The following is a 22730-nucleotide window of genomic DNA, read 5'->3' on the forward strand; positions in this document are numbered from 1 at the left end:
ATCAATAGCCGGGATTCTGGCTCAGACGGGGGTTGGCCGCAAGGACGGTCGTCGGAATCGGGAAGAGCCGCTTGGTTGCGGGACTTGCCGTGGGTTTTGCCCACCAGGCGTCGTTGTACTTGCCGAAGCGGATGAGGTCCTGACGGCGCCATCCCTCCCATGCAAGCTCGCGTCCGCGCTCGTCGAGCAGCTCGTCGAGCGTCAGGTCGGCAGCCGAGTATACGGGCAGTCCGGCACGCGTGCGGATTTTCTGCAGGTCGGCCAGCTGGACGGCCTCCGCAGCGCGATTCTGGCGTACGAGCGCCTCGGCGTACATCAGCACCACGTCGGCGTAGCGGAACAGCACGAAGTCGTTGTCCATGCTCGTCTGGTCGCTGATGAGCTGGCCGTCGGTCTGGTAGTGCCACTTCCAGATGCGGGCGCCGTCGTAGAGGGCGCGGCGCGTCGAGTAGAGCGACTCGTCGAAGACGGGGTTGTAGGGGGCGTCCGTCACGTCGTATCCCCCACCGTTGGTCTGGTTGCCCTTGTAGAGCCACGTGGCGTCACGACGCTTGTCGGCCGCATCGTACTTCTGGAAGAAGTCGGGCTGGCAGACGAAACCGTCCCAGGCGCTGGCCGGAATGTTGAACTTCTCGGTGGCCCAGCTGTCGAGCGCCATGATGTAGATGATGAAGGAGTTGTGGTCTGACTCGGTGTAGGTCGTGCTGTAGGGGATGACGAAGATGTTCTCGACCGAACCCTCGTTGTTGGCCGAGAAGTTCGACGCGTAGTCGTCGGCAATCGAGTAATGACCCTTCGAAATCACGTTGTAGCATGCCGCCTCGGCCTCGGCCCACATCGGCGTGCCGAGCCACTCCTCGGCATTGAGGTAGAGCTTGGCCAGCAGCGTGTAGGCTACATCCTGCGTCACGCGGCCGTAGGTCGACGTTGATGGCTCGGCATCGAGCAGCGGCAGGTTGTCCTTGATGCTCTTTTCGATGAACGAGAAGAGGAACTTGCGGTCCTTCTGCTCGGGGTACGACGTGTCGGTGTAGTCAATCGAATAGGGAACGTTGCCCCAGCCGTCGATGGCCATGAAGTAGAAGAAGGCGCGCAGCACCTCGACCTCGGCCGTGATTTTCTCCTTGGCCTCGAACTCGGCGGTCGAGAGGCCCAGTTCGTAGAGAATCTCGTTGCACGAGGCGATGCCGTCGAAGCAGAAGTTCCATCCCTTGAGCACGAGGGTGTTCGAGGGGGTGTACTGCTGGCGCTGCAGCTCGCCGTAGCGCTCCTCGGCCCACGAACCGTTGGAGTTGATGGGCACGGCGCACTCGTCCGCGACCTGGAGCGAGAGCGTCCACAGACTCTGCTCGGTGCAGTAGTTCTGGAGCTGGGTGTAGGCACGGCCGGCCGTGGCGATGAGCTCCTGTTCGGTCTTTCCGAAGTTGTCCATCGGGATTTCGGAATAGACTTCCTCCTTGAGGTCGAAGCAGCTGCTCAGCATCATGGCCGAGAGGAGCGCAAGACCCGTATTTCGCATGAAGTTTTTCATATCGGTTTGGAGTTGAAGGTTAGAAATTGAGGTTTACCCCGAACGTGAAGCTCGTCGTCGAGGGATAGTAGCTGATGTTCTCGATACCGGGGGTGATGCCCGAGAGCGACACCTCGGGGTCAACGCCCTTATAGCCGGTGATGCAGAGCAGGTTCTGGCCCGTGAGCGAGAGACGCATGCTGCGGATGTACTTCGACTTGAAGTTGAAGGTGTAGCCAATCGAGAGGTTGTCCAGCTTGAGGAACGTGGCGTCCTCGATGTACTTCGACGAGTACTTCACACCGCCCGTGTAGCGGCTGTCGAGCCACGACGAGCTGACGTTCTTCAGACCGAACTCCGAGAGGTTGTCGTAGTAGAGGGCGTAGGTATTGAGGATATCGCCGCCGATGGAGGCGCGCAGCGTGAAGCTCACGTCGAGGTTCTTGCGGATGCGGAACATGTTGCTCCACGCCAGCGTGAAGTCGGGATAGGCACAGCCGATTTTCTCCCAGGCCGACTCGGGAACGTTGCCCGCAATCGAGTTGGCGTAGATGTCGTTGCCCTCCTCGTCGACGCCCAGATAGCGCGGGCCGTAGAACGTACCGAGCGACTCACCCTCGACCAGACGCTGGCAGTAGGCCGCAACGGGCGAGTTGAGCCACCCCACCTTGTACTCGCCGTCGGTGAACTCCTCGTTGGTGAACTTCACCAGCTTGTTGGTGTTGCGCGAGAAGATGAAGGTCGAGTTCCATACGAGGTTCTTCGTGCGGACGGGGGTGCCGCTGAGCGTAATCTCGATACCCGAGTTCTTGATTTCACCCACGTTGGTGAACAGCTCGTTGTAGACGTAGGGAGGCGTGGGGACCTGATAGGTGTAGAGCAGGTCGGTCGTGCGGCGCTGATAGTAGTCGAGCGTCAGCGAGAGACGGTTGTCCAGCACCGAGAAGTCGACTCCGACGTTCCACTCGGCCTTCTTCTCCCAGCCCAGGTTGGGGTTGGCGTTGCTCGAGGGGGCGTAGGTGTTAATCCACTTGCCGTTGTAGTAGAAGCGGCCCGAGGTGCTCATCAGCAGCAGCGACTTGTAGTTCGAGAAGTCCTGGTTGCCCGTCACGCCATAGCCGGCACGCAGCTTGAGTTCGTTAATCCAGTCCACGTCGCGCAGGAACTCCTCCTGGCTGATGCGCCAGCCGAGGCTTACGGCGGGGAACCAGCCCCACTTGTTGTCGGCACCGAAGCGGCTCGAACCGTCGCGGCGCAGCGAGACCGAAAGCAGATAGCGCTCGTCGTAGTTGTACATCACGCGGCCGAAGAGGGCGATGTAGGTGTTCGACTCCTTGTAGGAGGACATCGTCGCCTGTCCGTCGGGCAGGGCGCTTCCCGAGCCGATGTTGTCGGTGCCCCAGTCGTCCGTATCGAAGCCCTTGTTCTCCATCGAGGAGCTCTCGTAGTAGCCGCGCTGCCACGTGTAGCCCAGCACGGCCTGCAGCGAGTGGCGGCCGAACTGGCGCGAGTAGTTGAGCGTGCTCTCCCACTGGATGTCGCGTGTCAGCTCGTTGGCGATGTCGGCCACGCCGTCCTGTCCCAGAGCGCCGGGATAGTAGCGCGTCTTGTAGTCACGCGACTCGAAGTCCTGCTGCGTGTAGGAGAAGAAGTTGTCCCACTTCAGACCCTCGACCGGCAGGATGTTGAGCGTTGCGCGCACGTTGCCGCCCAGGTCGTCGGCACGGTAGTCCTGACGGCGCTCGTTGAGCATGGCCACGGGATTGTAGTAGGCCATCGTGTTGTCGACGCGGAAGTAGCCGCCCGAGGTGGTGTTCGAGGGGTCGTAGACCGGCTCGGTGGGGTTATGATAGAAGGCCTGCTCGAAGACCGAGTAGTCGGCCGGCGAGTAGACGCGCTTCGAGAAGTAGGCGTTGTAGTCCAGGTCGAGCCACCCCTCGAAGGCCTTCTGATGGATGTTGGTCTTGAAGAGGTACTTCTCGGCGTCGTTCTTGCGTTGCAGACCCTGGTTCTGCTCGACGTTGACGACCGTGCGGTGCGAGAACTTCTCCGAACCGCCCGAGACGGCCAGACTGTGCTTGTGGCTGATAGGGGTGCGGGTCACCTCGTCGAACCAGTCGGTCTCGGCGCCGTAGAGCGACCCGGCGCTCGAGGGTCGGTAGTTGTTCACCACCCATTCGAACTCCTTGGCCGTCAGCGGCTCGGCGCGGCGCGCAACCGTTTGCACGGTGAATTGACCGTCGTACTCGACGTGCGTCTCGCCCGAGCGTGCACGCTTGGTCGTGATGATGATGACGCCGTTCGTGCCGCGCGTACCGTAGATGGCGGCTGCCGAACCGTCCTTCAGCACGTCGATGGACTCGACCTCCTGGAAGTTGATGTTGCGGATGTCGGCACCCACCACGCCGTCGATGATGAGCAGCGGGCCCTGGCCTGCGCTCAGCGTGTTGGCGCCGCGCAGCAGAATCTCATACGAGGCGTTGGGGTCGCCGCCGTTGGGGTTCACGACGCTCAGACCGGCCACCTTGCCCTGGAACAGACCGGCGGCATTGGTGAACGAACCCGTATTGAAGTCGTTGCTCTTGAGGCTGGCCACCGAACCGGTCACCTCCTTCTTGGTCGTCTTGCCGTAACCGATGACGACCACCTCGTCAATCGACTCCTGGTCCTCACGCAGTGCAACGTTGATTTCCGTGCGGCCTGCCACCGCAATGCTCTGGGCGACGTAGCCCAGGTAGGAGAAGTTCAGCACGGACTCTTCGCCGTCGGCCTCGATGGCGTAGTGTCCCGCCTCGTCCGATACAACACCGCGGGTCGTACCCTCGACGACGACCGACACACCGACCAGAGGGGCCTTCGTGCCGGCATCGACAATCTGTCCGCTGACCGTTTTGGGACCGTTCCCCTGCTCCCGGGCAACGGCCACCGATGCTCCCGTCGAGAAAAGCAGCACGCAGACGATGTTGAGCATCAAGCGTTGGTAAAGTTTGCAGTTCATAGTAGTTTGTTTGTTAGGTTCTTCGTTGGTGGGGTGTTAGCGTTCGAGTTCCGCACGGTAGGGAATCGACGACTGCGCCCCCATGCGCGTTACGGAGATGGCCGACGCGCGGCTTGCAAAGCGGGCCGCCTCGACCAGCGTGCGGCCCTCGGAGAGCGCCACGCAGAGCGCTCCGTTGAATACGTCGCCGGCGGCCGTGGTATCGACCGCTTCGACGCGGCAGGCCTCGACGAGGGTGCATCCGTCGGCCGTGCAGACCAGCGAGCCGCGCGAGCCGAGCGTGATGATGACGTTGCGCGCCCCCATCTCCATCAGCCGGGCTGCGGCGCGCCGGGCATCCTCATCGCTGTCGATGCGAAGGCCCGAGAGCAGCTGGCACTCGGTGCGGTTGGGGGTCACGAGGTAGAGATTTGCAATCAGCTTTTCGGAGAGTTTGGCGGCGGGCGCCGGGTTGAGAATCACCTTCGTACCGCTGGCGGCGGCAATCTCGGCGGCATGCTCGACCGTCTCCATCGGCACCTCGAGCTGCATGAGCAGGTATTCGGCCGCCTCAATCTCGCCGCGCACGGCGTCCACGTCGGCGGGCGAAAGGGTGTTGTTGGCTCCCGGGGCCACAACGATGCAGTTTTCGCCCTTGGCGTCGACGGTGATGAGCGCCATGCCCGAGGGCGTCCCCTTCTCCACCAGCAGGAACTTCTCGGGCAGCCCCTCCTTCACGTAGCGGGCGCGCGACTCGTCGCCGAACATGTCGTCGCCGACCTTGGTCACGAAGGCCACGTCGCCGCCCAGTCGGGCAGCCGCAACGGCCTGGTTGGCGCCCTTGCCGCCGGCCGTCATCATGAATTTCCCGCCGATAACGGTCTCGCCGGGCTCGGGAATCGAAACGGTCTTGATGGCAAGGTCGGTGTTCGAACTTCCTATTACGATTATTTTACTCATATTTATGATAGGTTAGTGTTGTTTCAGCAGCTCATTCGGGCCTTTTTGCGGCACATATTTTACGCAAACGTTTGTGCAAGTATAATAAAAATTCAGAACTTTAGCAATTATTGTGGATTTTTTTGAAAAAAATAGTACATTTGATGTAGAAATTAAAATGCTCCATGAAGAAAAAAAGCACGATTGTCTCCATTTCGGAGCGCACCGGATTCTCTGTATCAACGGTTTCGCGCGTATTGAACGGAAAGGCCGAACTTGCACGCATCAGCAAGTCGACCGTAGAGGCGATTCAGGAAGAGGCCAAACGGTGCAACTACAGACCCAGCCTGCTGGCTAAAGGTTTGCGCACGAGCAAAACCGACACGATAGGGCTCGTCATTCCGAGCATGGAGAACCTCTACTTCGCCAATCTGGCGAGCACCATCATACGGGACGCGCGCGCGTACGGATATACAACCGTGACGGTCGACACGATGGAGGACGAGCACAACGAGCGCAACGGCATCGAATCGCTGCTGGCGCGCAACGTCGACGGCATCATCGTCACCCCCTGCGGCCAGGACCCCGAATGGCTCGAGAACATCAACCGCAACATCGCCCCCGTGGTGCTCATCGACCGCTACTTCAACGCGACGGAGCTCTCCTACGTCTGCACGGACAACTACCAGGGTGGCTACGAAGCGACGCGTTACCTGCTCAACAACGGCCACGAGAACATCCTCTGCATACAGGGCACCCCCTACTCGATGCCGGTGCGCGAGCGCGTACGGGGCTATATCGACGCACTGCGCGACAAGGGGCTCGACGCCCGGGCGAGGATTGTCGGCGACAGCTTCTCGATACAGAACGGCTACCTCGAGACGAAGCTGGCGCTCAACTCGCCGTCACGCCCCACGGCCATCTTCGCCCTGAGCAACACGATTCTGCTCGGGGCCATCAAGGCCATCAAGGAGTCGGAGCTTGTGATGCCCGACGACATCTCGGCCGTCACGTTCGACAACAACACCTTCCTCGACTTCATCGACCCGCCCATCACGCGCATGAGTCAGCCGGTGAATGAAATCGGTACGCTGGCCGTCAAGCTGCTCCTGCAGAGCATCAACGAAAAGCAGTCCATGGGGACCCACATGCAGCTTCAGCCGCAACTGATTGTCTGCGATTCGGTGGCCAACATTCTTCTGAAGGCCGAACAGACCGCATAGCGGCCGCGCTGCCGTTTGCGGGCGCAACCGATTGAGCAGAGAGTCAGGCAGCCACAACAGGGCGCACGACAGAACGCCGGCAGCACGATAATGAGGCAACGCGACAACACAATCATACGCACAGGCAAAAAAACGCAAACAACATGCACGACAAGCGCACGACACCCGACTGGATTGAGGAGCTCCGTCCCGGTGAAATCTTCGTCTTCGGAAGCAACCTGGAGGGCATGCACGGCGGCGGTGCCGCACGGCTCGCCTGCAGCCGGTTCGGCGCCCGCTGGGGGCAGGGGGTCGGGCTGCAGGGGCGAAGCTACGCCATCCCCACGATGCATGGCGGCACGGAGCGCATCGCCCCCTACGTCGATGCTTTCATCGACTTCGCACGGCGCAATCCGCAGCTGAGGTTCCTCGTGACGGAAATCGGATGCGGCATCGCCGGCTTCACCCCCGAACAGATGGCACCGCTCTTCGCCCGGGCCCGCGAGGTGGAGAACATCTGCCTCCCCGCCCGCTTCCGGGCCGTGCTGGAGCGGCTGTAAATGCGCAGCCCGGGAACGGCGGCGGCAGTGCGGCACGAAAATGGCTCCGGAACGAGGTCCGGAACGGTTGTGGAAACACAGTTCGGGAGTGACCCTTCGGCATGAAGCAAACGGAGGGAAGGGGCGCAGAGACGACAGGCATAACCGATAAACAACAAGGCAGCCCGCGGCAAAGCGGGACGGAACAAAAAGCGGGGCATCCACCGATGATGGATGCCCCGCTTCGATTTCAGCTGCAGCTAACTATTGCTCCTGCACGGCCGGCAGGTCGAACGCCTCGCGGTAGAAGGAGGCGATGCGGTCGAAGGGAATCACCTTCAGATTGTCGTAGAGGTCGACGTGGCAGGCCCCGGGGATAATCACCAGATGCTTGTTGCCGCCCTTGAGCCGCTTGAAGGCATCCTCGCTGAAGTAGCGCGAGTGGGCCTCCGAGCCGTGGAGCATCAGCACGGCGCTGCGGATTTCGCCGATGTAGGTGAGCAGCGGCATGTTGACGAAGGCGAGCGCATTGGTGCGCAGCAGTCCGTCGTTGGAGTTGGGCGAGCGGCGGTGGTAGCCGCGCGAAGTCTTGTAGTAATCGTGGTACTGGCGCACGAAGAGCGGTGCATCCTCCGGCACGGGGTCGACTACCCCGCCGTCGCGCTCGCCCACGCCCGAGCGGTAATCCTTCAGCCGCTGCTCGTTGAGCCGCACGCGCAGCGCCTGGCGGTCGTCCGGGGTCATCGCGTCGAAGTAGCCGTTGGCGCTTACGCGGCTCATGTCGTACATCGTCGAGGTGACCGTGGCGCGGATGCGCGGGTCGATGGCCGCGGCGTTGAGCGCAAAGCCGCCCCAGCCGCAGATGCCGCAGATGCCGACACGCAGCGAGTCGACGTCGTCGCGCGTGAGCAGGCAGTCGACGGCGGCGCTGAAGTCATCGGTGCTGATTTCGGGCGAGGTGAGGTTGCGGGGCGTGCCGCCGCTCTCGCCGTAGAAGGAGGGGTCGAAGGCGATGGCGAGGAATCCGCGCTCGGCCAGCGACTGGGCGTAGAGGCCCGAGACCTGCTCCTTGACGGCGCCGTAGGGGCCGCAGACGGCGATGGCCGCCAGACGTCCTTCGGCCCCGAGGGGCTTGTAGAGGTCGGCCGCAAGGGTGATGCCGTAGCGGTTGTGAAAGGTAATTTTCGAGTGTTCGACCTTGTCGCTCTGCGGAAAGGTCTTGTCCCATTCTTGGGGCAGTTCCAACGTCTCCATATCGTATGTTTTTACAGGTTCGGGGTTCTCCGCCTCACAGGCGGTGCGGGCCGCAGCCGGCGTGAGGCTCACGGCGGAGAGCAGCAGCCAGGCGTGCAGACTCATCTTCTTCATCGGGTGGTCCGTTTTTGCAGGGTTCAACATGGGGCGGCGGCACCGCCCCTTTTTCCGATACAAAGGTAGCCGTTTTGTCGCGGAATGATGTTAGACGGATTACGGCTGGAGTTACCATTTTCCCGGTTTCCGCGCCCGAAGCCGCATCAAGTCAGCCGGCGGAACCGGTTCAGACGAGGCGCCGGCTGGTTGGAAATGTCCTTTGCGGAGGCAGGAAAACGGCACGCCGCAAAGATTTTTCGGGCCGGGAGGTACACCGTTCGGAAATTTTCGTATCTTTGTCTGCACAACACAAGAGGGGTGCCCCGCTGCTGGCGCAGAGAGGCTGAGATTATACCCTATGAACTTGATGCGGGCAATACCGCCGAAAGGACTTGTTCATAGACCGTAACGCCGTCCGCTCGGGCACACCTCTGGCGTAAAACGGAATTCACATGGAGATTCAAATCAACCACAAGCCCTTCGAGGTGGGCGCCGGTGCGTCGCTCGAAGAGGTGCTCGCCAAGGCCGGGGTCCCCGCCGAAGGGGTCGCCGTCGCGGTGAACAACCGCGTGGTGGCGCGTCGCGACTGGGCCTCGACGCAGCTCGAGGAGGGGGCCAAAGTCACGGTCATCCGGGCCGTCTGCGGAGGATGATGCATCTGTACGTCATCACGCCCGAGACCTTTCCCGAAAGGGAGGCCGATGTCATCGCCGCGCTGCTGCGCGGAGGCATCGACCGCGTCCACCTGCGCAAGCCCCATTCGCGCGAGGAGGAGATGCGCCGGCTGCTTGAGGCCATTCCGGCCAACCTGCACCGACGCCTCACGCTGCAGGACCACCTCCACCTGGCGTCGGAGTACGGCGTCGGGGGCGTCCACCTGAACAGCCGCAACCCGCAGCCGCCCGCCGGCTTCGACGGGCTGGTCAGCCGCTCCTGCCACTCGCTCGACGAGGTGGCGGCCGACCGCACGAGCGACTACCTCTTCCTGAGCCCCATATTCGACAGCATCTCGAAGGAGGGCTACCGCTCGGCCTTCACCCCCGCCGTGCTGCGCGAGGCGGCCGCACGCGGTCTGCTCGGCGAGCGGGTCGCGGCGCTGGGAGGCGTCCGGCCCGAGCTGCTCCCGACGCTGCGCGACCTGGGCTTCGGCGGAGCCGCCCTGCTGGGGTGCATCTGGCGCGACGTCTCCTCAGCCGGGCTGCGCGAGACGCTGCAACGGATTCAACAATACAACAGACCATAGACAGAACGATATGTTGCAATTCATCACACACCATAACGACCGCTTCGACTACCTCACGGGGACGCAGGCCGTACTCGAGGGGGGCTGCCGCTGGGTGCAGCTCCGCATGAAGGGGGCCACCGACGAGGAGGTGCTCCGCACGGGGCGCGACGTGGCGGTCTGCTGCCGGGCCTGCGGCGCCACCTTCATCCTCGACGACCGCGTGGCGCTGGTCGGACTGCTCGGCGCCGACGGCGTCCATCTGGGCAAAAACGACATGCCCGTGGCCGAGGCGCGGCGCATTCTGGGCCCCGGCCGCATCATCGGCGCAACGGCCAACACCTTCGACGACATCGCCCGCGCGGCGGCCGACGGCGCCGACTACATCGGGCTGGGCCCCTTCCGCTTCACGCGGACCAAGAGCAACCTGAGCCCCATCCTCGGGCTCGAGGGCTACCGCACAATCCTTGACCGCTGCCGCCGCGAAGGCATCACACTCCCCGTGGTGGCTATTGGAGGCATCACGGCGGCCGACATCGCCGACCTCTGCGCCACCGGCATCGGCGGCATCGCCCTCTCGGGCGCGCTGCTCTCGGCCGGGTCGCCCGCGCAGGAGACCCGCACCATACTGGAACTCATCAACAAAAACCAACATTAATCCGCAATATGAAAAACGAATTGGTAATCGGCGGACGGACGTTCCGTTCGCGTCTGTTCGTCGGCACGGGCAAGTTCAGCTCCAACGAGCTGATGGCCAGCGCTATCGAGGCTTCGCAGACCGAAATGGTCACCGTAGCCATGAAACGCATCGACATGAACAACCCCGAGGACGACATGCTCGCCCACGTACGCCGTCCGGGCATCCAGCTGCTGCCCAACACCTCGGGCGTGCGCGACGCCGAGGAGGCCGTTCTGGCCGCCCAGCTGGCCCGCGAGGCCTTCGGCACGAACTTCATCAAGCTGGAGATTCACCCCGACCCCAAATACCTGCTGCCCGACCCCGTCGAGACGCTGCGCGCCACCGAGCAGCTCGTCAAGCTGGGCTTCGTCGTGCTGCCCTACATCCAGGCCGACCCCGTGCTCTGCAAGCGGCTCGAGGAGGCCGGTGCGGCCACCGTCATGCCGCTGGCCGCCCCCATCGGAACCAACAAGGGGCTCGTGACGCGCGAGCTGCTCGAGATTATCATCGAGCAGAGCAACGTGCCGGTGGTTGTCGACGCCGGTCTGGGCGCTCCGTCGCACGCGGCGGCCGCCATGGAGCTGGGAGCCGACGCCGTGCTGGTCAATACGGCCATCGCCGTTGCGGGCGACCCCGTCCGCATGGCACGCGCCTTCGCACGCGCCGTCGAGGCGGGCCGCGAAGCCTACGAGGCAGGTCTGGGTGCCCAGTCGCGCCATGCCGACGCCAGCAGCCCCCTCACCTCGTTCCTCGACTGACACGAAACGACAAACAAACCAATGACCCCAATCCGGCCATGAAAGAACAGGAGCAGAGAGCATACGCCCATGCTGAGAAAGCCTACATGCAGGGCACGCTTTACCCCGACATCCGAGTAGGCATGCAACGGGTGAACCTCACCCCCACCGTCCGCATCGTCGATGGGAAGAAGGAGGTCACCCCCAACGCCCCCGTCTACGTCTACGACACGAGCGGGCCGTTCAGTGACCCCGACGTGGTCGTAGACCTCAAAAAAGGGCTGCCGCGCATGCGCGAAAGCTGGATTGTCGCCCGCGGCGACGTGGAGCGGCTCCCCGCTGTCAGTTCCGAATACGGCCGGATGCGGCGCAACGACCCGAGCCTGGACCACCTGCGCTTCGAGCACATCGCCCTCCCCTACCGCGCCCGGGCCGGCCGGTGCATCACCCAGATGGCCTATGCCCGCGCAGGCATCATCACCCCCGAGATGGAGTATGTCGCCATCCGCGAGAACATGAACTGCCGCGAGCTGGGCATCGAGAGTCACATCACGCCCGAGTTCGTCCGCGACGAGCTCGCCGCCGGACGGGCCGTCCTGCCGGCCAACATCAACCACCCCGAGAGCGAACCGATGATTATCGGACGCAACTTCCTGGTGAAAATCAACACCAACATCGGGAATTCGTCCACCACGTCGAGCATCGAGGAGGAGGTCGACAAGGCGGTGTGGAGCTGCCGCTGGGGCGGCGACACGCTGATGGACCTCTCGACGGGAGCCAATATCCACGAGACGCGCGAGTGGATTATCCGCAACTCGCCCGTGCCCGTAGGGACGGTCCCCATCTACCAGACGCTGGAGAAGGTCTCGGGGCGGGTCGAGGATTTGTCGTGGGAGCTCTACCGCGACACGCTCATCGAGCAGTGCGAGCAGGGCGTCGACTACTTCACCATCCACGCTGGCATCCGCCGGCAGAATGTCCACCTGGCCGACGGGCGCCTCTGCGGCATCGTCTCGCGCGGCGGAAGCATCATGAGCAAGTGGTGCCTGCTCCACGACCGCGAGAGCTTCCTCTACGAGCACTTCGACGACATCTGCGACATCCTGGCGCAGTACGACGTGGCCGTATCGCTGGGCGACGGGCTGCGTCCCGGCTGCATCGCCGACGCCAACGACCGCGCGCAGTTCGCCGAGCTCGACACGATGGGCGAGCTGGTGCTCCGCGCCCGCGCGAAGAACGTGCAGGCCTTCGTCGAAGGTCCCGGGCATGTCCCCATGCACAAAATCCGCGAGAACATGGAGCGTCAGATTGACCACTGCCACAACGCACCCTTCTACACGCTGGGGCCTATCGTCACGGACATCGCGCCGGGCTACGACCACATCACCTCGGCCATCGGCGCCGCGCAAATCGGCTGGCTGGGAACGGCCATGCTCTGCTACGTCACGCCGAAGGAGCACCTCGGGCTCCCCAACCGCGAGGATGTGCGCACGGGCGTCATCACCTACAAGATTGCCGCCCATGCCGCCGACCTGGCCAAGGGACACCCCGGGGCGCAGATTCGCGACAACGCGCTGAGCAAGGCGCGCTACGAATTCCGCTGGCGCGACCAGTTCCACCTGAGCCTCGACCCGGAGCGTGCGCTGGAGTACTTCAACGAAGGCCGCCACACCGACGGCGAATACTGCACCATGTGCGGCCCCAACTTCTGCGCCATGAAGCTGAGCCGCGACCTGGCGAACATCAAATGCTGAACCGTATACGTACGTAAAAAGAGTATCAAGAATACATGTTTTCCGAAGAATTAGCCAAATACGACTGGGAGGAGACCACCCGTCGCATCCAGTCGAAACGTCCGGCCGACGTCGAAGCGGCCCTCGGACGCGAGCACCTCACGCTCGACGACTTCATGGCGCTCATCTCGCCGGCTGCGGCCGCCTACCTCGAGCCCATGGCCCGTCTGAGCCGCCGCTACACGCAGGAGCGTTTCGGCAAGACCATCTCGATGTACATCCCGATGTACATCACCAACTCGTGCACCAATTCGTGCATCTACTGCGGCTTCAACCGCCACAACGCCATTCCGCGCGTGATTCTCACCCCCGAGCAGATTGAGGAGGAGTGCCGCGCCATCCGCGAGCTCGGTCCCTTCGAGAACCTGCTGCTGGTCACGGGCGAGAATCCCCGTGCGGCGGGTGTCGACTACATCGAGCAGGCGCTCCACATCTGCCGCCCCTACTTCAACAACCTCACCATCGAGGTGATGCCGCTGGCGGCCGAGGAGTACGAGCGGCTGACCCACTCGGGGCTCAACGGCGTGGTCTGCTTCCAGGAGACCTACAACCGCGCCAACTACAACATCTACCACCCGGCCGGCATGAAGTCGAAGTTCGAGTGGCGCGTCAACGGCTTCGACCGCATGGGACAGGCCGGCGTCCACAAAATCGGCATGGGCGTGCTCATCGGCCTTGAGGAGTGGCGCACCGACGTGACGATGATGGCGCTCCACCTGCAGTACCTGCGCAAGCACTACTGGAAGACGCGCTACAGCGTCAACTTCCCCCGCATGCGCCCGTCGGAGGGGCACTTCCAACCCAACGTGGTGATGAGCGACCGTGAACTGGCGCAGCTGACCTTCGCCTTCCGCATCTTCGACCACGACGTCGACATCTCCTTCTCGACGCGCGAGCGGGCCGAGTTCCGCAACCACATCGCCACGCTGGGCGCCACCTCGATGAGCGCCGGCTCGAAGACCGACCCGGGAGGCTACCGCGTCTACCCCACGTCGCTCGAGCAGTTCGTCGTGAGCGACGAGCGCACGCCGGCGCAGGTCGAGGCCGACATCCGTCGCGAAGGGTACGAAGTGGTCTGGAAGGACTGGGACAAAATCTTCGACTGACGATGTTCGACGAACGCTACGCGCGGCAGGTCATGCTGCCCGAAATCGGCGAAGAGGGGCAGCATCGGCTGGCCTCGGCGTCGGTGCTGCTCGTGGGTCTGGGCGGCCTGGGCTCGACGGTGGCCCCCTCGCTTGCGGGGGCCGGCGTGGGGCGCCTCGGCCTCTGCGACCCCGACGTGGTCTCGTGGAGCAACCTGCCGCGGCAGACGCTCTATACCGAGGAGGAGGTGGGCCGTCCCAAGTGCGAGATGGCCCGCCGCCGGCTTGCGGCCCTCTCGTCGGCGACGCGCTTCGACTGCATCGCCGAGGGGCTCACGCCCGAAAACGCCGAGCGGCTCGTGGCCTCCTACGACCTGGTGGTCGACTGCTGCGACAACTTCGCGACGCGCTACCTCATCGACGACGCCTGCGCCGCCGCGGGGCGGCCGTGGGTCTACGGCTCGATTGGCCCCTTCGACGGGCAGGTGAGCCTCTTCAACCACCGCCGCGGGGTCCGCTACGCGACGCTCTACCCCGACCGCGAGGCGCTGTGCAGCGCACCGCGCCGCACGCTGGGGGTGCTTGGCGGCGTCCCGGCCGTCATCGGGGCCATCGAGGCCACGGAGGCGCTCAAGCTGCTCGCCGGCATGGAGCCCTCGCTCGACGGACGGCTGCTCCTCTTCGACCTCAAGACGATGCATTGCGAAACAATCGATATCTGAACACAAAAAATTCACCTACCGAAAACACCACACCATGGGAAAAGGATTTGACGAATACGCATCGGCCTACGATGCGTGGTTTCTCGAAAACCGGAACGTACTCTACTCGGAGGTCAACCTCGTTGCCTCGACACTCCGCGATGCGGGACGCATCCTCTCGGTGGGCTGCGGCAGCGGCCTCTTCGAGAAGATTCTCCGCGAGGAGTACGACATCCGCATCACCGACGGCATCGAGCCCTCGACCGGCATGGCCGACATCGCCCGCAAGCGGGGCCTCGAGGTAACCGTCGCAACGGCCGAGGAGGCCGACTTCGGCCGCGAACGCTACGACACGCTGCTCTTCAACGGCACGCCGAGCTACATCGGCGATCTGGCGGGCGTGGTCCGCAAGGCCTACGACGCGCTGCCCGAGGGGGGACGCATCGTGCTGATTGACGTCCCGAAGGAGAGCTCCTACGGCATCATGTACAACCTGGCCAAGGCGCTCGGGACGTGGAACCATCCGCTGCTCGAGGGGGTCTACCCGCCCAACCCCTACCCCATCGAGTTCGTCGAGGTGGCCGCCTGGCGCACGACGGCCGAGAAGGTGGAGCTGCTCGAAAAGGCCGGTTTCCGCGACCTGCACTTCTCGCAGACGCTCACCACCCACCCGCTCTATTCGGACCGTGCCGAGGAGCAGCCCGTCGAGGGGTGCGACCGGGGCGACTACGTGGCCGTCGTGGCCTACAAGCGATGAACACCGCGGACAAGGCCATGAAACGCTGGAGTGACGAAGCCTGGGAGGCCGCCGAACCGGTCTACCGCAGGATACTCGAGCACCCCTTCGTCGGGGAGCTCGCCGCCGGAACGCTCTCCGCGGAGCGCTTCCGCTTCTACATCCGCCAGGATGCCCTTTATCTGGACGGCTACGCACGACGGCTGGCCCACATCGCCTCGCGCCTCGTGCGCAAGGAGCACACGGAGGCCTTCCTGCACTTCGCCCTCGAGGGGATAGAGGTCGAGCGGGCGCTCCACGAGCAGTTCCTCGAGGGCAGCCACCCCGAGCCCGGGGAAATCTCGCCCGCCTGCCTACTCTACACCTCGCTGCTCGAGAGCCAGGCGATGGCTCCCGTCGAGGTCGAGGCGGCCGCCGTGCTCCCCTGCTTCCGCGTCTACCAGCGGGTCGGCGAGCAGATTTACGCCCGGTTAGGGGATGCGGAGAACCCCTACCGCCGCTGGATTGAGACCTATGCCGACCCCTCGTTCGCCGAGGCTGCCGACCGCGCCACGCGCATCTGCGACGAGCTGGCCGCCGAGGCCGGCGCGGCGACGCGGCAGCGGATGACCGAACTCTTCGTGCGCTGCACCCGGATGGAGTGGCTCTTCTGGGAGAGCGCCTGGAGGCTTGAAAACTGGAAAATCTGAAGCTATGAACAGCGACATGAAAACCTACAAACGCGCCCTGACCATCGCCGGCAGCGACCCGAGCGGCGGTGCGGGCATTCAGGCCGACCTGAAGACCTTCTCGGCCTGCGGATGCTTCGGCACCTCGGCCATCGTCGCCGTCGTGGACGAAAACACGGTCGGCGTCACGGGCGTACACCCCGTGCCGGTCGACTTCGTGGTGGGGCAAATCCGCTCGGTGCTCGACGACATCGGCGCCGACGCCATCAAAATCGGCATGCTCCACTCCTCGGAGCTGATTCTGGCCGTGCGCGACACGCTCGCGGGCTACGACATCCGCAACGTGGTGCTCGACCCGGTGATGGTGGCTACGTCGGGCGACCCGCTGCTGCAGCGCGAGGCCGTCGCAATGCTGCGCGACGAGCTCATTCCCCGCGCCCGGGTCATCACGCCCAACATTCCCGAGGCCGAAATCCTGCTGGGCCGCAGGCTGCCCCGCCAGGAGGAGCTTCCCGACGCCGCGCGCGAGCTCTCGCAGGGGGGCCGCGTCTCGGTCTTCCTCAAGGCGGGACACCTCGACGACGAGGAGCTGGTCGACATCTTCTACGACGCCGAGAGCGACCGGATTGTGCCGCTGCGCTCGAAGCGCGTCGCGACGGTGAACACCCACGGCACGGGCTGCACGCTCTCGTCGGCCATCGCCGCCTTCCTGGCCCGCGGATATGCGCTCGACGACGCCGCGGCCGCAGCCAAGGAGTACATCGCCGGGGCCATTGCCGCCGGCGCGCACTACCGCATCGGCCACGGCCACGGTTCCGTGCACCACTTCTACCGCTTCTGGGAGTAGGCTCCGCGACGAACCTCACACCCGATTGCAGGGCGGTGCTTCCCTATACGGGGGAGGCGCCGCCCTGCCTCGTTTTCGGGTGTGCCGGGAATGTTTGCCGCTCCTCGCTGCACTCTCGGCAAACTCGGCGGACATCTCCACGCCGCGTCCTCTGCGGGCCGCGAGGAGCGCCGCGACACCCTCTTCGGAGGTCCGAACCGCCCCGCAATGCGCAAAAAAGCCATCCGAAAGGCGGCAAGTTGCCCTCGGCGATGACAACCTGACCGGAAAATCGGTATCTTTGAGGCCTGAAAACGACAAAGCGATGAACGTGACGAAAATCAACAAGGTGGAAATCCGCAACCTCCAGCGTGAGGACTACGACCAGCTGGCCAAATCCTTCACCCGCGTCTATGCCGACGGCAGCGACGTATTCTGGACGCCGGAACAGATTGACAAACTCATCCGCATCTTCCCCGAAGGACAGATTGTGGTGGTGGTCGATGACAAAATCGTGGGCTGCGCCCTCTCGATTATCGTGGACTACGACCTGGTCAAGGGGGACCATACCTACGCCCAGGTGACGGGCAACGAGACCTTCGACACCCATACGCGCAAGGGCAACATCCTCTACGGCATCGAGGTCTTCATCCATCCCGACTACCGCGGTCTGCGGCTCGGCCGGCGCATGTACGAATACCGCAAGGAGCTCTGCGAGAAGCTCAACCTGAAGGCCATCATGTTCGGCGGGCGCCTGCCCAACTACCACAAGTATGCCGACAAGATGCGCCCCAAGGAGTACATCGACAAGGTGCGCAAGCGTGAAATCTACGACCCGGTGCTGCTCTTCCAGCTCTCGAACGACTTCCACGTGCGCAAGGTCATGCGCAACTACCTGCCCAACGACGAGGAGTCGCGCCACTATGCCTGCCTGCTCCAGTGGGACAACATCTACTACCAGGCTCCCACCGAGGAGTATGTCCAGCCCAAGACAACGGTCCGCGTGGGTCTGGTGCAGTGGCAGATGCGCAGCTACCATACGCTCGACGACCTGTTCGAGCAGGTGGAGTTCTTCGTCGACTCGGTGAGCCGCTACCAGAGCGACTTCGTCCTCTTCCCCGAATACTTCAACGCCCCGCTCATGGCGCGCTTCAACGACGCCGGCGAGTCGCAGGCCATCCGCGGCCTGGCGGGCTACACGGACGATATCCGCGAGCGCTTCATCGGGCTGGCCATCAAGTACAACATCAACATCGTCACGGGCAGCATGCCCTACATCCGCGACGACGGGCAGCTCTACAACGTGGGCTTCCTCTGCCGCCGCGACGGCACCTACGAGATGTACGAGAAGCTGCACGTCACCCCCGACGAGATGAAGTGCTGGGGTCTGAGCGGCGGCCACGCCATCCGCACCTTCGAGACCGACTGCGCGCGCATCGGCGTGCTGATTTGCTACGACGTGGAGTTCCCCGAGCTCTCGCGCATCATGGCCGACGAGGGGATGCAGATTCTCTTCGTCCCCTTCCTGACCGATACGCAGAACGCCTACTCGCGCGTGCGGGTCTGCGCCCAGGCACGCGCCATCGAGAACGAGTGCTTCGTGGCCATCGCCGGCAGCGTGGGTAACCTGCCGCGCGTCCACAACATGGACATCCAGTATGCGCAGTCGGGCGTCTTCACGCCGTGCGACTTCGCCTTCCCGACCGACGGCCGCCGCGCCGAGGCGACGCCCAACACCGAGATGATTCTCATCTCGGACGTTGACCTCGACCTGCTCAACGAGCTGCACACCTACGGCAGCGTCCGCAACCTGAAGGACCGCCGCAAGGACCTCTACGAGCTGCGCATCCGCAACAAGTAGGGATTCCGGTTCCGGACGGTTTTCCCGGGGCCGCGTCGATTTGCACCGCCCCTCCGTTCCCGAAGCCGGTACGCCCCACGCAACGCGACACGGACAATACGACCATCGCCCCACGGTCTGGTGCCGCGGGGCGATGTTGTTTTATGCTCCCTGTGCGCTCCGACGTGAGCTCCGGTACGGAAATGCTGCCTCCGGTCGGTCATGTGGATGCGCCCCACGCGTCTGCCCCGGAATTGGCTGCCGACCTTGCCGCAGAAAGACCGACACGTCCAAGCATCCGTCGGCCATCCCTAGTCTGTCTGCCCTACCCGCCTTGTCGGCCTCTCTTTGCCGAACAGAATCTTCATCCCCTCGTCAGCCACCTCTCGACAAACCGCCCCTCTTCGTCCCGTTGTCGCCTTTTCCCGCCGAACAGTTCACTCCCCGCCGACCCGGCCGGGGTACGAAGAAAGCTCATCCGCCCCAACGAATCTGGTTTCCTGTTCGCAAAAAACTCCTGTCTGCTGTTCTGTTCGTAATAATATGTAAAATATATTTGGTATAAAAAAGAGACTATTGATATCTTTGCAGACCGACGGACCGACGTGGTTTGCCAAACCGAGCAAACCGAGCAAGCCGAGCAAACGAAGCGAAACGTCGGACAGAACAAACAAGGAGAAACAAGAACACACAACCCAATCAGACTGCAACAATGAAACGGTCAACCATCGAGGACGCCATGTTCCCGGCCTGCCCGGTGAGAAACATTCTGGCGCGGCTCTGCGACAAGTGGGCGCTGCTGGTCCTCTACCTGCTGGCACGCTCTGAGCAGGGCAAGCTGCGCTTCACGGAGTTGAAGCAGGCCATGCCCGACATCTCGCAGAAGATGCTATCGACGACCCTGCGCACGCTCGAGGAGGACGGCTACATCTCACGGAGGCTCCACGCCGAGGTTCCGCCCCGGGTGGAGTATGCACTCACGGAGCGCGGCCAGACGCTGCGCCCGATTCTCGAAGAGCTGCTCGCCTGGGCTGTGGAACAGATGGATGACATCATGAAGGAGCGCAAAAGGGCTCATAACGCAGCCAACGGGTCGAATCAAGCAAACGAACACAAGAAAGGAAAGGAATGAAAGCTGCACAGTTAGACCGTTATTCAAGGGAGGGACGGCTCACCGTACGGGAGGTCGCCGTACCCGAACCGGCTGCCGATGAGGTACTCATCAAGGTACGCGCGGCGGCCGTCAATCCACTGGAGCTGCTCATCGTCCGGGGAAGCATCCGGCTGATACAGGATTACCGTCTGCCGCAGACGCTGGGCAACGAGTGCTCGGGCGTTGTCGAGCGGGTCGGAAGCCGCGTCGGGAAGTTCCGACCGGGCGATGCCGTCTATACACGCCTTCCGCTGGAGCGGATTGGCGCCTTTGCCGAATACGTCGCCGTAAGGGAGCAGGTGGTGGCGAAGATGCCCGCCGGATATGCATTCGACGTGGCGGCCGCCATCCCGCTGACCGGTCTGACGGCCTGGCAGGGGCTGGTCGAGGAGCTGCAGGTGCAATCGGGACAGAGGTTGCTCATTCCCGGCGGGTCGGGCAGCTTCGGGCAGATGGCTGTACCGATAGCCCGAGCACTGGGACTCCGCGTCGTGGTGACGGGCAACGAACGGTCGCGCGAAGCATTTCTGGCCATGGGCGCCGAGCGTTACATCGACTATCGCAGGGAGAACTACTGGGAAGAGCTCTCGGGGGTAGATGCGGTCATCGACACGCTCGGAGCCGGCGAATTCGAACACGAGCTCTCCGTACTAAAGCCGGGCGGACGGCTGCTGAGCCTGCGGACCGCCCCCAACGGGGAGTTTGCCCGACGCAACGGTTTCCCCTGGTACAAGCGGGCCCTCTTCACGCTGGCCGGAATGAAATACGACCGGGCGGCCCGCCGTCAGGGCAAAGAGTACCGCTTCCTCTTCGTGCATGCCGACGGAGAACAGCTCCGCCGAATCACGGAGCTTGTCGAGCGCGAACACATCGTCCCGGCCATTGACCCGCACTGCTTCTCGCTCGAGGAGATTAACGACGCCCTGCGTCTTGTGGCCGAAGGGCCGCTCAGGGGGAAGGTAATCATTCGGATGTAAAACTTTTCAGAGCATGAAAATTCATGAAATCTGCTTCAGCCCGACGGGTGGGACGAAGCGTGTGAGCTCGATGCTGAGCCGTGCACTGACCGACGAGACGGTCGAGGTCGATTTGACGGCTCGTGAGGTCGATTTCGGTCAGGTGGAGCTGAGCCCCGAGGAGGTGGCGCTGATTGCCGTGCCCTCCTACAGCGGACGGGTGCCGACCGTCGCTGCGGCACGTCTGGCCGCGATGCACGGCAACGGAGCCCGGGCCGTCCTGCTCTGCGTCTATGGCAACCGGGCCTACGAGGATACGCTGGTGGAGCTGCGTGACAAGGCCTCCGGGGCAGGGTTCAAGGTGATTGCCGCCGTAGCGGCCGTTGCCGAACACTCAATCGCCCGCCAATACGCCGCGGGCCGACCCGATGCGGAGGACGAAGCGATGCTGCGCAGCTTTGCCGCACGGATTCGCCGCAAGATTGACGACGGCGGGCTCGATGAACCGGTGATTCCGGGCAACCGCCCCTACCGCAAGGCTGCAGGTGCCGGCATCGTTCCCAAGGCAACGCGCGCCTGCGTGAAGTGCGGCCTCTGTGCGGCGAAGTGCCCCGTCGGGGCCATCGATGCTAAGGAGCCGGCACGGGTGGACAAAAAGCGTTGCATCTCCTGCATGCGCTGCGTGGCCGTATGCCCCCACCATGCCCGACGCGTCAACAGGCTGCTGCTGGCCCTCGTCGGCCGGATGCTCAAGAAGGCCTGCTCGCAGCGAAAGGCGTGCGAACTCTATCTCTGACGCTGAGTCGGGGTTGGCAGGCTGTCGATGGGTAGCTAACCGTATACCAGGACAGGGATGACGAATTGCCCTACTCGCCTGCCCCGCGTCGGTAGTCGGAAAGGTATGCCGTACAGGTCTTTCCGGTCTGTTGTTTGAAGAAACGCATCAGGTGGCTCGGGTCCGAGAAGCCGTACTCCTCAGCCAACTGGCTGACGCTGCGCCCCTCGAACAACAGGCCGTTCTTCACCCCTTCGAGCAGCCGCTGGCGGAGCAGGTGGGCGGCCGTGACACCGAACTGCTCCACGACGGCCCGATTCAGAGTCACGCGGCTCACGCGCATCATCGCGGCATACTCCCCGACGCGCTGGACGGTGCGGATATGCTCCTCGAGCAGCGCCTTGAAGCGGAACGCGCAGTTGTTGCGCGGCAGCGCGACGGGCAACCCGTAGGCGGTGGCGTAGTCGCGGTTGAGCGTCACCAGCAGGTAGTAGAGCACCGCGACAATCAGGTTGTAGCTGTCCGAGGTCGGGGCCTGCAGCTCCGTCTTGATTTTGGCCAGCAGCCGGAGGTACTCTCCGAAGCGCTCCCGAGGGGCGTCGAACCAGGGCGGCGTATCGCTCTGGTAGCAGTAGAGCAGGCGGTAGACGAAGAGCTTGTCGGAGAGGAACGTGCGCATGAAATCCTCACGGAAAATCAGAAACGTGTAGTCGAGCTCCTCTTCGTCGACGAGCCACTGCTGCTGCTCGTGGGGCGAGAGGAGGAGCACCATGTCGTCGTGCAGCTCGATGCGGCTGCTGCCGAGCAGCAGCGTGCCCTGCGCCCGGCCGAGGAAGAAAAACTCGAAGAAGTCGGTGCGGAAGAGCGGGTGCTCGGTCAACACGCCGCGAATCTCCTCGCTGCGGCCCGTGTTGATGTAGAAATCGACGCCGCACTGCGTCTTGCTGAACGGCACGGTGACCAGCCGCCGGGGATTTGTCGTTGTTTTCATCGCGTGCATCCGGTTTGTCCGAAGACAAAGATACGATATCATTTATCAAAA

Annotated in this window: 21 protein-coding genes and 1 riboswitch; of the genes, 16 read left to right on the top strand and 5 right to left on the bottom strand. The window is 63.4% G+C overall.

Features of this window, described 5'->3' with window-relative positions:
* Position 1: 1 nt before the first annotated feature.
* From B5F90_RS01620 to rbsK, 3 genes are read right to left on the bottom strand one after another with little or no spacing between them, the layout of a single operon-like run.
* Positions 2–1531, bottom strand: a complete 1530-nt coding sequence (locus tag B5F90_RS01620) for a RagB/SusD family nutrient uptake outer membrane protein (RefSeq protein ID WP_239307718.1) — start codon at positions 1529–1531, stop codon at positions 2–4.
* Positions 1532–1550: 19 nt separating this feature from the next.
* Positions 1551–4508: a SusC/RagA family TonB-linked outer membrane protein gene (locus B5F90_RS01625; RefSeq protein ID WP_204229516.1), complete on the bottom strand. Its 2958-nt coding sequence runs from the start codon at positions 4506–4508 to the stop codon at positions 1551–1553.
* 36 nt (positions 4509–4544) lie between these two features.
* A complete protein-coding gene (rbsK, locus tag B5F90_RS01630) occupies positions 4545–5447 on the bottom strand; it encodes a ribokinase (RefSeq protein ID WP_087360436.1) in 903 nt (300 codons plus the stop codon).
* Between the two features lie 164 nt (positions 5448–5611).
* Between rbsK and B5F90_RS01635 the strand changes: the two genes are divergently transcribed.
* Complete coding sequence (locus B5F90_RS01635; protein WP_087360439.1) at positions 5612–6649, top strand: LacI family DNA-binding transcriptional regulator; 1038 nt, start codon at positions 5612–5614, stop codon at positions 6647–6649.
* 143 nt (positions 6650–6792) lie between these two features.
* A complete protein-coding gene (locus B5F90_RS01640) occupies positions 6793–7188 on the top strand; it encodes a hypothetical protein (protein ID WP_087360442.1) in 396 nt (131 codons plus the stop codon).
* A 243-nt stretch (positions 7189–7431) separates the two neighbouring features.
* On the opposite strand, the gene B5F90_RS01645 is transcribed toward B5F90_RS01640, so the two are convergent.
* Positions 7432–8526: an alpha/beta hydrolase gene (locus tag B5F90_RS01645; RefSeq protein ID WP_143256077.1), complete on the bottom strand. Its 1095-nt coding sequence runs from the start codon at positions 8524–8526 to the stop codon at positions 7432–7434.
* Between the two features lie 295 nt (positions 8527–8821).
* A riboswitch (TPP riboswitch) is annotated at positions 8822–8925 on the top strand.
* A gap of 44 nt (positions 8926–8969) precedes the next feature.
* On the opposite strand from B5F90_RS01645, the gene thiS reads away from it, so the two are divergent.
* The 14 genes from thiS (at position 8970) to B5F90_RS01715 (ending at position 21709) form a co-directional block, all read left to right on the top strand.
* Positions 8970–9170: a sulfur carrier protein ThiS gene (thiS, locus tag B5F90_RS01650; protein ID WP_087360445.1), complete on the top strand. Its 201-nt coding sequence runs from the start codon at positions 8970–8972 to the stop codon at positions 9168–9170.
* Positions 9167–9760, top strand: coding sequence for a thiamine phosphate synthase (locus B5F90_RS01655; RefSeq protein WP_239307719.1), 594 nt, complete (start codon positions 9167–9169; stop codon positions 9758–9760). Before thiS ends, B5F90_RS01655 begins: the two co-directional genes overlap by 4 nt.
* 10 nt (positions 9761–9770) lie before the next feature.
* Positions 9771–10397 (top strand): thiamine phosphate synthase, encoded by a 627-nt coding sequence (locus B5F90_RS01660; protein WP_087360448.1) that lies wholly within the window; start codon positions 9771–9773, stop codon positions 10395–10397.
* Between the two features lie 8 nt (positions 10398–10405).
* A complete protein-coding gene (locus B5F90_RS01665; protein WP_087360451.1) occupies positions 10406–11176 on the top strand; it encodes a thiazole synthase in 771 nt (256 codons plus the stop codon).
* A 38-nt stretch (positions 11177–11214) separates the two neighbouring features.
* A complete protein-coding gene (gene thiC / locus B5F90_RS01670; protein WP_087360454.1) occupies positions 11215–12909 on the top strand; it encodes a phosphomethylpyrimidine synthase ThiC in 1695 nt (564 codons plus the stop codon).
* A 35-nt stretch (positions 12910–12944) separates the two neighbouring features.
* On the top strand, positions 12945–14054 hold the full coding sequence (thiH, locus tag B5F90_RS01675; RefSeq protein ID WP_087360457.1) for a 2-iminoacetate synthase ThiH: 1110 nt from the start codon (positions 12945–12947) through the stop codon (positions 14052–14054).
* Positions 14055–14056: 2 nt separating this feature from the next.
* Entirely contained in the window at positions 14057–14755 is a 699-nt protein-coding gene (locus tag B5F90_RS01680) for a HesA/MoeB/ThiF family protein (RefSeq protein WP_087360460.1), read from the top strand.
* A gap of 34 nt (positions 14756–14789) precedes the next feature.
* Positions 14790–15491: a methyltransferase domain-containing protein gene (locus tag B5F90_RS01685; protein WP_087360463.1), complete on the top strand. Its 702-nt coding sequence runs from the start codon at positions 14790–14792 to the stop codon at positions 15489–15491.
* 17 nt (positions 15492–15508) lie between these two features.
* On the top strand, positions 15509–16159 hold the full coding sequence (locus B5F90_RS01690; RefSeq protein ID WP_087360667.1) for a TenA family protein: 651 nt from the start codon (positions 15509–15511) through the stop codon (positions 16157–16159).
* A gap of 16 nt (positions 16160–16175) precedes the next feature.
* Positions 16176–16985 (top strand): bifunctional hydroxymethylpyrimidine kinase/phosphomethylpyrimidine kinase, encoded by an 810-nt coding sequence (gene thiD / locus B5F90_RS01695; RefSeq protein ID WP_087360669.1) that lies wholly within the window; start codon positions 16176–16178, stop codon positions 16983–16985.
* A gap of 304 nt (positions 16986–17289) precedes the next feature.
* On the top strand, positions 17290–18825 hold the full coding sequence (locus tag B5F90_RS01700; protein ID WP_087360466.1) for a bifunctional GNAT family N-acetyltransferase/carbon-nitrogen hydrolase family protein: 1536 nt from the start codon (positions 17290–17292) through the stop codon (positions 18823–18825).
* A 691-nt stretch (positions 18826–19516) separates the two neighbouring features.
* Positions 19517–19936 carry a helix-turn-helix domain-containing protein gene (locus B5F90_RS01705; RefSeq protein ID WP_087360469.1) on the top strand — a complete coding sequence of 140 codons (420 nt, stop codon included), beginning with the start codon at positions 19517–19519 and terminating at the stop codon, positions 19934–19936.
* Positions 19933–20934 (top strand): NADP-dependent oxidoreductase, encoded by a 1002-nt coding sequence (locus tag B5F90_RS01710; protein WP_087360472.1) that lies wholly within the window; start codon positions 19933–19935, stop codon positions 20932–20934. The genes B5F90_RS01705 and B5F90_RS01710 overlap by 4 nt, the downstream gene beginning before the upstream one ends.
* Positions 20935–20947: 13 nt before the next feature.
* The gene (locus B5F90_RS01715; RefSeq protein ID WP_087360475.1) at positions 20948–21709 is read left to right on the top strand and encodes a 4Fe-4S binding protein; all 762 of its coding nucleotides are present in this window, start codon (positions 20948–20950) and stop codon (positions 21707–21709) included.
* Positions 21710–21779: 70 nt separating this feature from the next.
* On the opposite strand, the gene B5F90_RS01720 is transcribed toward B5F90_RS01715, so the two are convergent.
* Positions 21780–22679 carry a helix-turn-helix domain-containing protein gene (locus tag B5F90_RS01720; protein ID WP_087360478.1) on the bottom strand — a complete coding sequence of 300 codons (900 nt, stop codon included), beginning with the start codon at positions 22677–22679 and terminating at the stop codon, positions 21780–21782.
* Positions 22680–22730: the final 51 nt, after the last annotated feature.

It is taken from the genome of Alistipes sp. An31A, assembly GCF_002159425.1.
Lineage (GTDB): Bacteria > Bacteroidota > Bacteroidia > Bacteroidales > Rikenellaceae > Alistipes > Alistipes excrementigallinarum.

What these genes read in the sequence shown, in the direction of transcription:
- B5F90_RS01620 (WP_239307718.1), bottom strand. Translation starts at nt 1,531, where the DNA reads ATGAAAAACTTCATGCGAAATACGGGTCTTGCGCTCCTCTCGGCCATG.
- B5F90_RS01625 (WP_204229516.1), bottom strand. Translation starts at nt 4,508, where the DNA reads ATGAACTGCAAACTTTACCAACGCTTGATGCTCAACATCGTCTGCGTG.
- rbsK (WP_087360436.1), bottom strand. Translation starts at nt 5,447, where the DNA reads ATGAGTAAAATAATCGTAATAGGAAGTTCGAACACCGACCTTGCCATC.
- B5F90_RS01635 (WP_087360439.1), top strand. Translation starts at nt 5,612, where the DNA reads ATGAAGAAAAAAAGCACGATTGTCTCCATTTCGGAGCGCACCGGATTC.
- B5F90_RS01640 (WP_087360442.1), top strand. Translation starts at nt 6,793, where the DNA reads ATGCACGACAAGCGCACGACACCCGACTGGATTGAGGAGCTCCGTCCC.
- B5F90_RS01645 (WP_143256077.1), bottom strand. Translation starts at nt 8,526, where the DNA reads ATGAGTCTGCACGCCTGGCTGCTGCTCTCCGCCGTGAGCCTCACGCCG.
- thiS (WP_087360445.1), top strand. Translation starts at nt 8,970, where the DNA reads ATGGAGATTCAAATCAACCACAAGCCCTTCGAGGTGGGCGCCGGTGCG.
- B5F90_RS01655 (WP_239307719.1), top strand. Translation starts at nt 9,167, where the DNA reads ATGATGCATCTGTACGTCATCACGCCCGAGACCTTTCCCGAAAGGGAG.
- B5F90_RS01660 (WP_087360448.1), top strand. Translation starts at nt 9,771, where the DNA reads ATGTTGCAATTCATCACACACCATAACGACCGCTTCGACTACCTCACG.
- B5F90_RS01665 (WP_087360451.1), top strand. Translation starts at nt 10,406, where the DNA reads ATGAAAAACGAATTGGTAATCGGCGGACGGACGTTCCGTTCGCGTCTG.
- thiC (WP_087360454.1), top strand. Translation starts at nt 11,215, where the DNA reads ATGAAAGAACAGGAGCAGAGAGCATACGCCCATGCTGAGAAAGCCTAC.
- thiH (WP_087360457.1), top strand. Translation starts at nt 12,945, where the DNA reads ATGTTTTCCGAAGAATTAGCCAAATACGACTGGGAGGAGACCACCCGT.
- B5F90_RS01680 (WP_087360460.1), top strand. Translation starts at nt 14,057, where the DNA reads ATGTTCGACGAACGCTACGCGCGGCAGGTCATGCTGCCCGAAATCGGC.
- B5F90_RS01685 (WP_087360463.1), top strand. Translation starts at nt 14,790, where the DNA reads ATGGGAAAAGGATTTGACGAATACGCATCGGCCTACGATGCGTGGTTT.
- B5F90_RS01690 (WP_087360667.1), top strand. Translation starts at nt 15,509, where the DNA reads ATGAAACGCTGGAGTGACGAAGCCTGGGAGGCCGCCGAACCGGTCTAC.
- thiD (WP_087360669.1), top strand. Translation starts at nt 16,176, where the DNA reads ATGAAAACCTACAAACGCGCCCTGACCATCGCCGGCAGCGACCCGAGC.
- B5F90_RS01700 (WP_087360466.1), top strand. Translation starts at nt 17,290, where the DNA reads ATGAACGTGACGAAAATCAACAAGGTGGAAATCCGCAACCTCCAGCGT.
- B5F90_RS01705 (WP_087360469.1), top strand. Translation starts at nt 19,517, where the DNA reads ATGAAACGGTCAACCATCGAGGACGCCATGTTCCCGGCCTGCCCGGTG.
- B5F90_RS01710 (WP_087360472.1), top strand. Translation starts at nt 19,933, where the DNA reads ATGAAAGCTGCACAGTTAGACCGTTATTCAAGGGAGGGACGGCTCACC.
- B5F90_RS01715 (WP_087360475.1), top strand. Translation starts at nt 20,948, where the DNA reads ATGAAAATTCATGAAATCTGCTTCAGCCCGACGGGTGGGACGAAGCGT.
- B5F90_RS01720 (WP_087360478.1), bottom strand. Translation starts at nt 22,679, where the DNA reads ATGAAAACAACGACAAATCCCCGGCGGCTGGTCACCGTGCCGTTCAGC.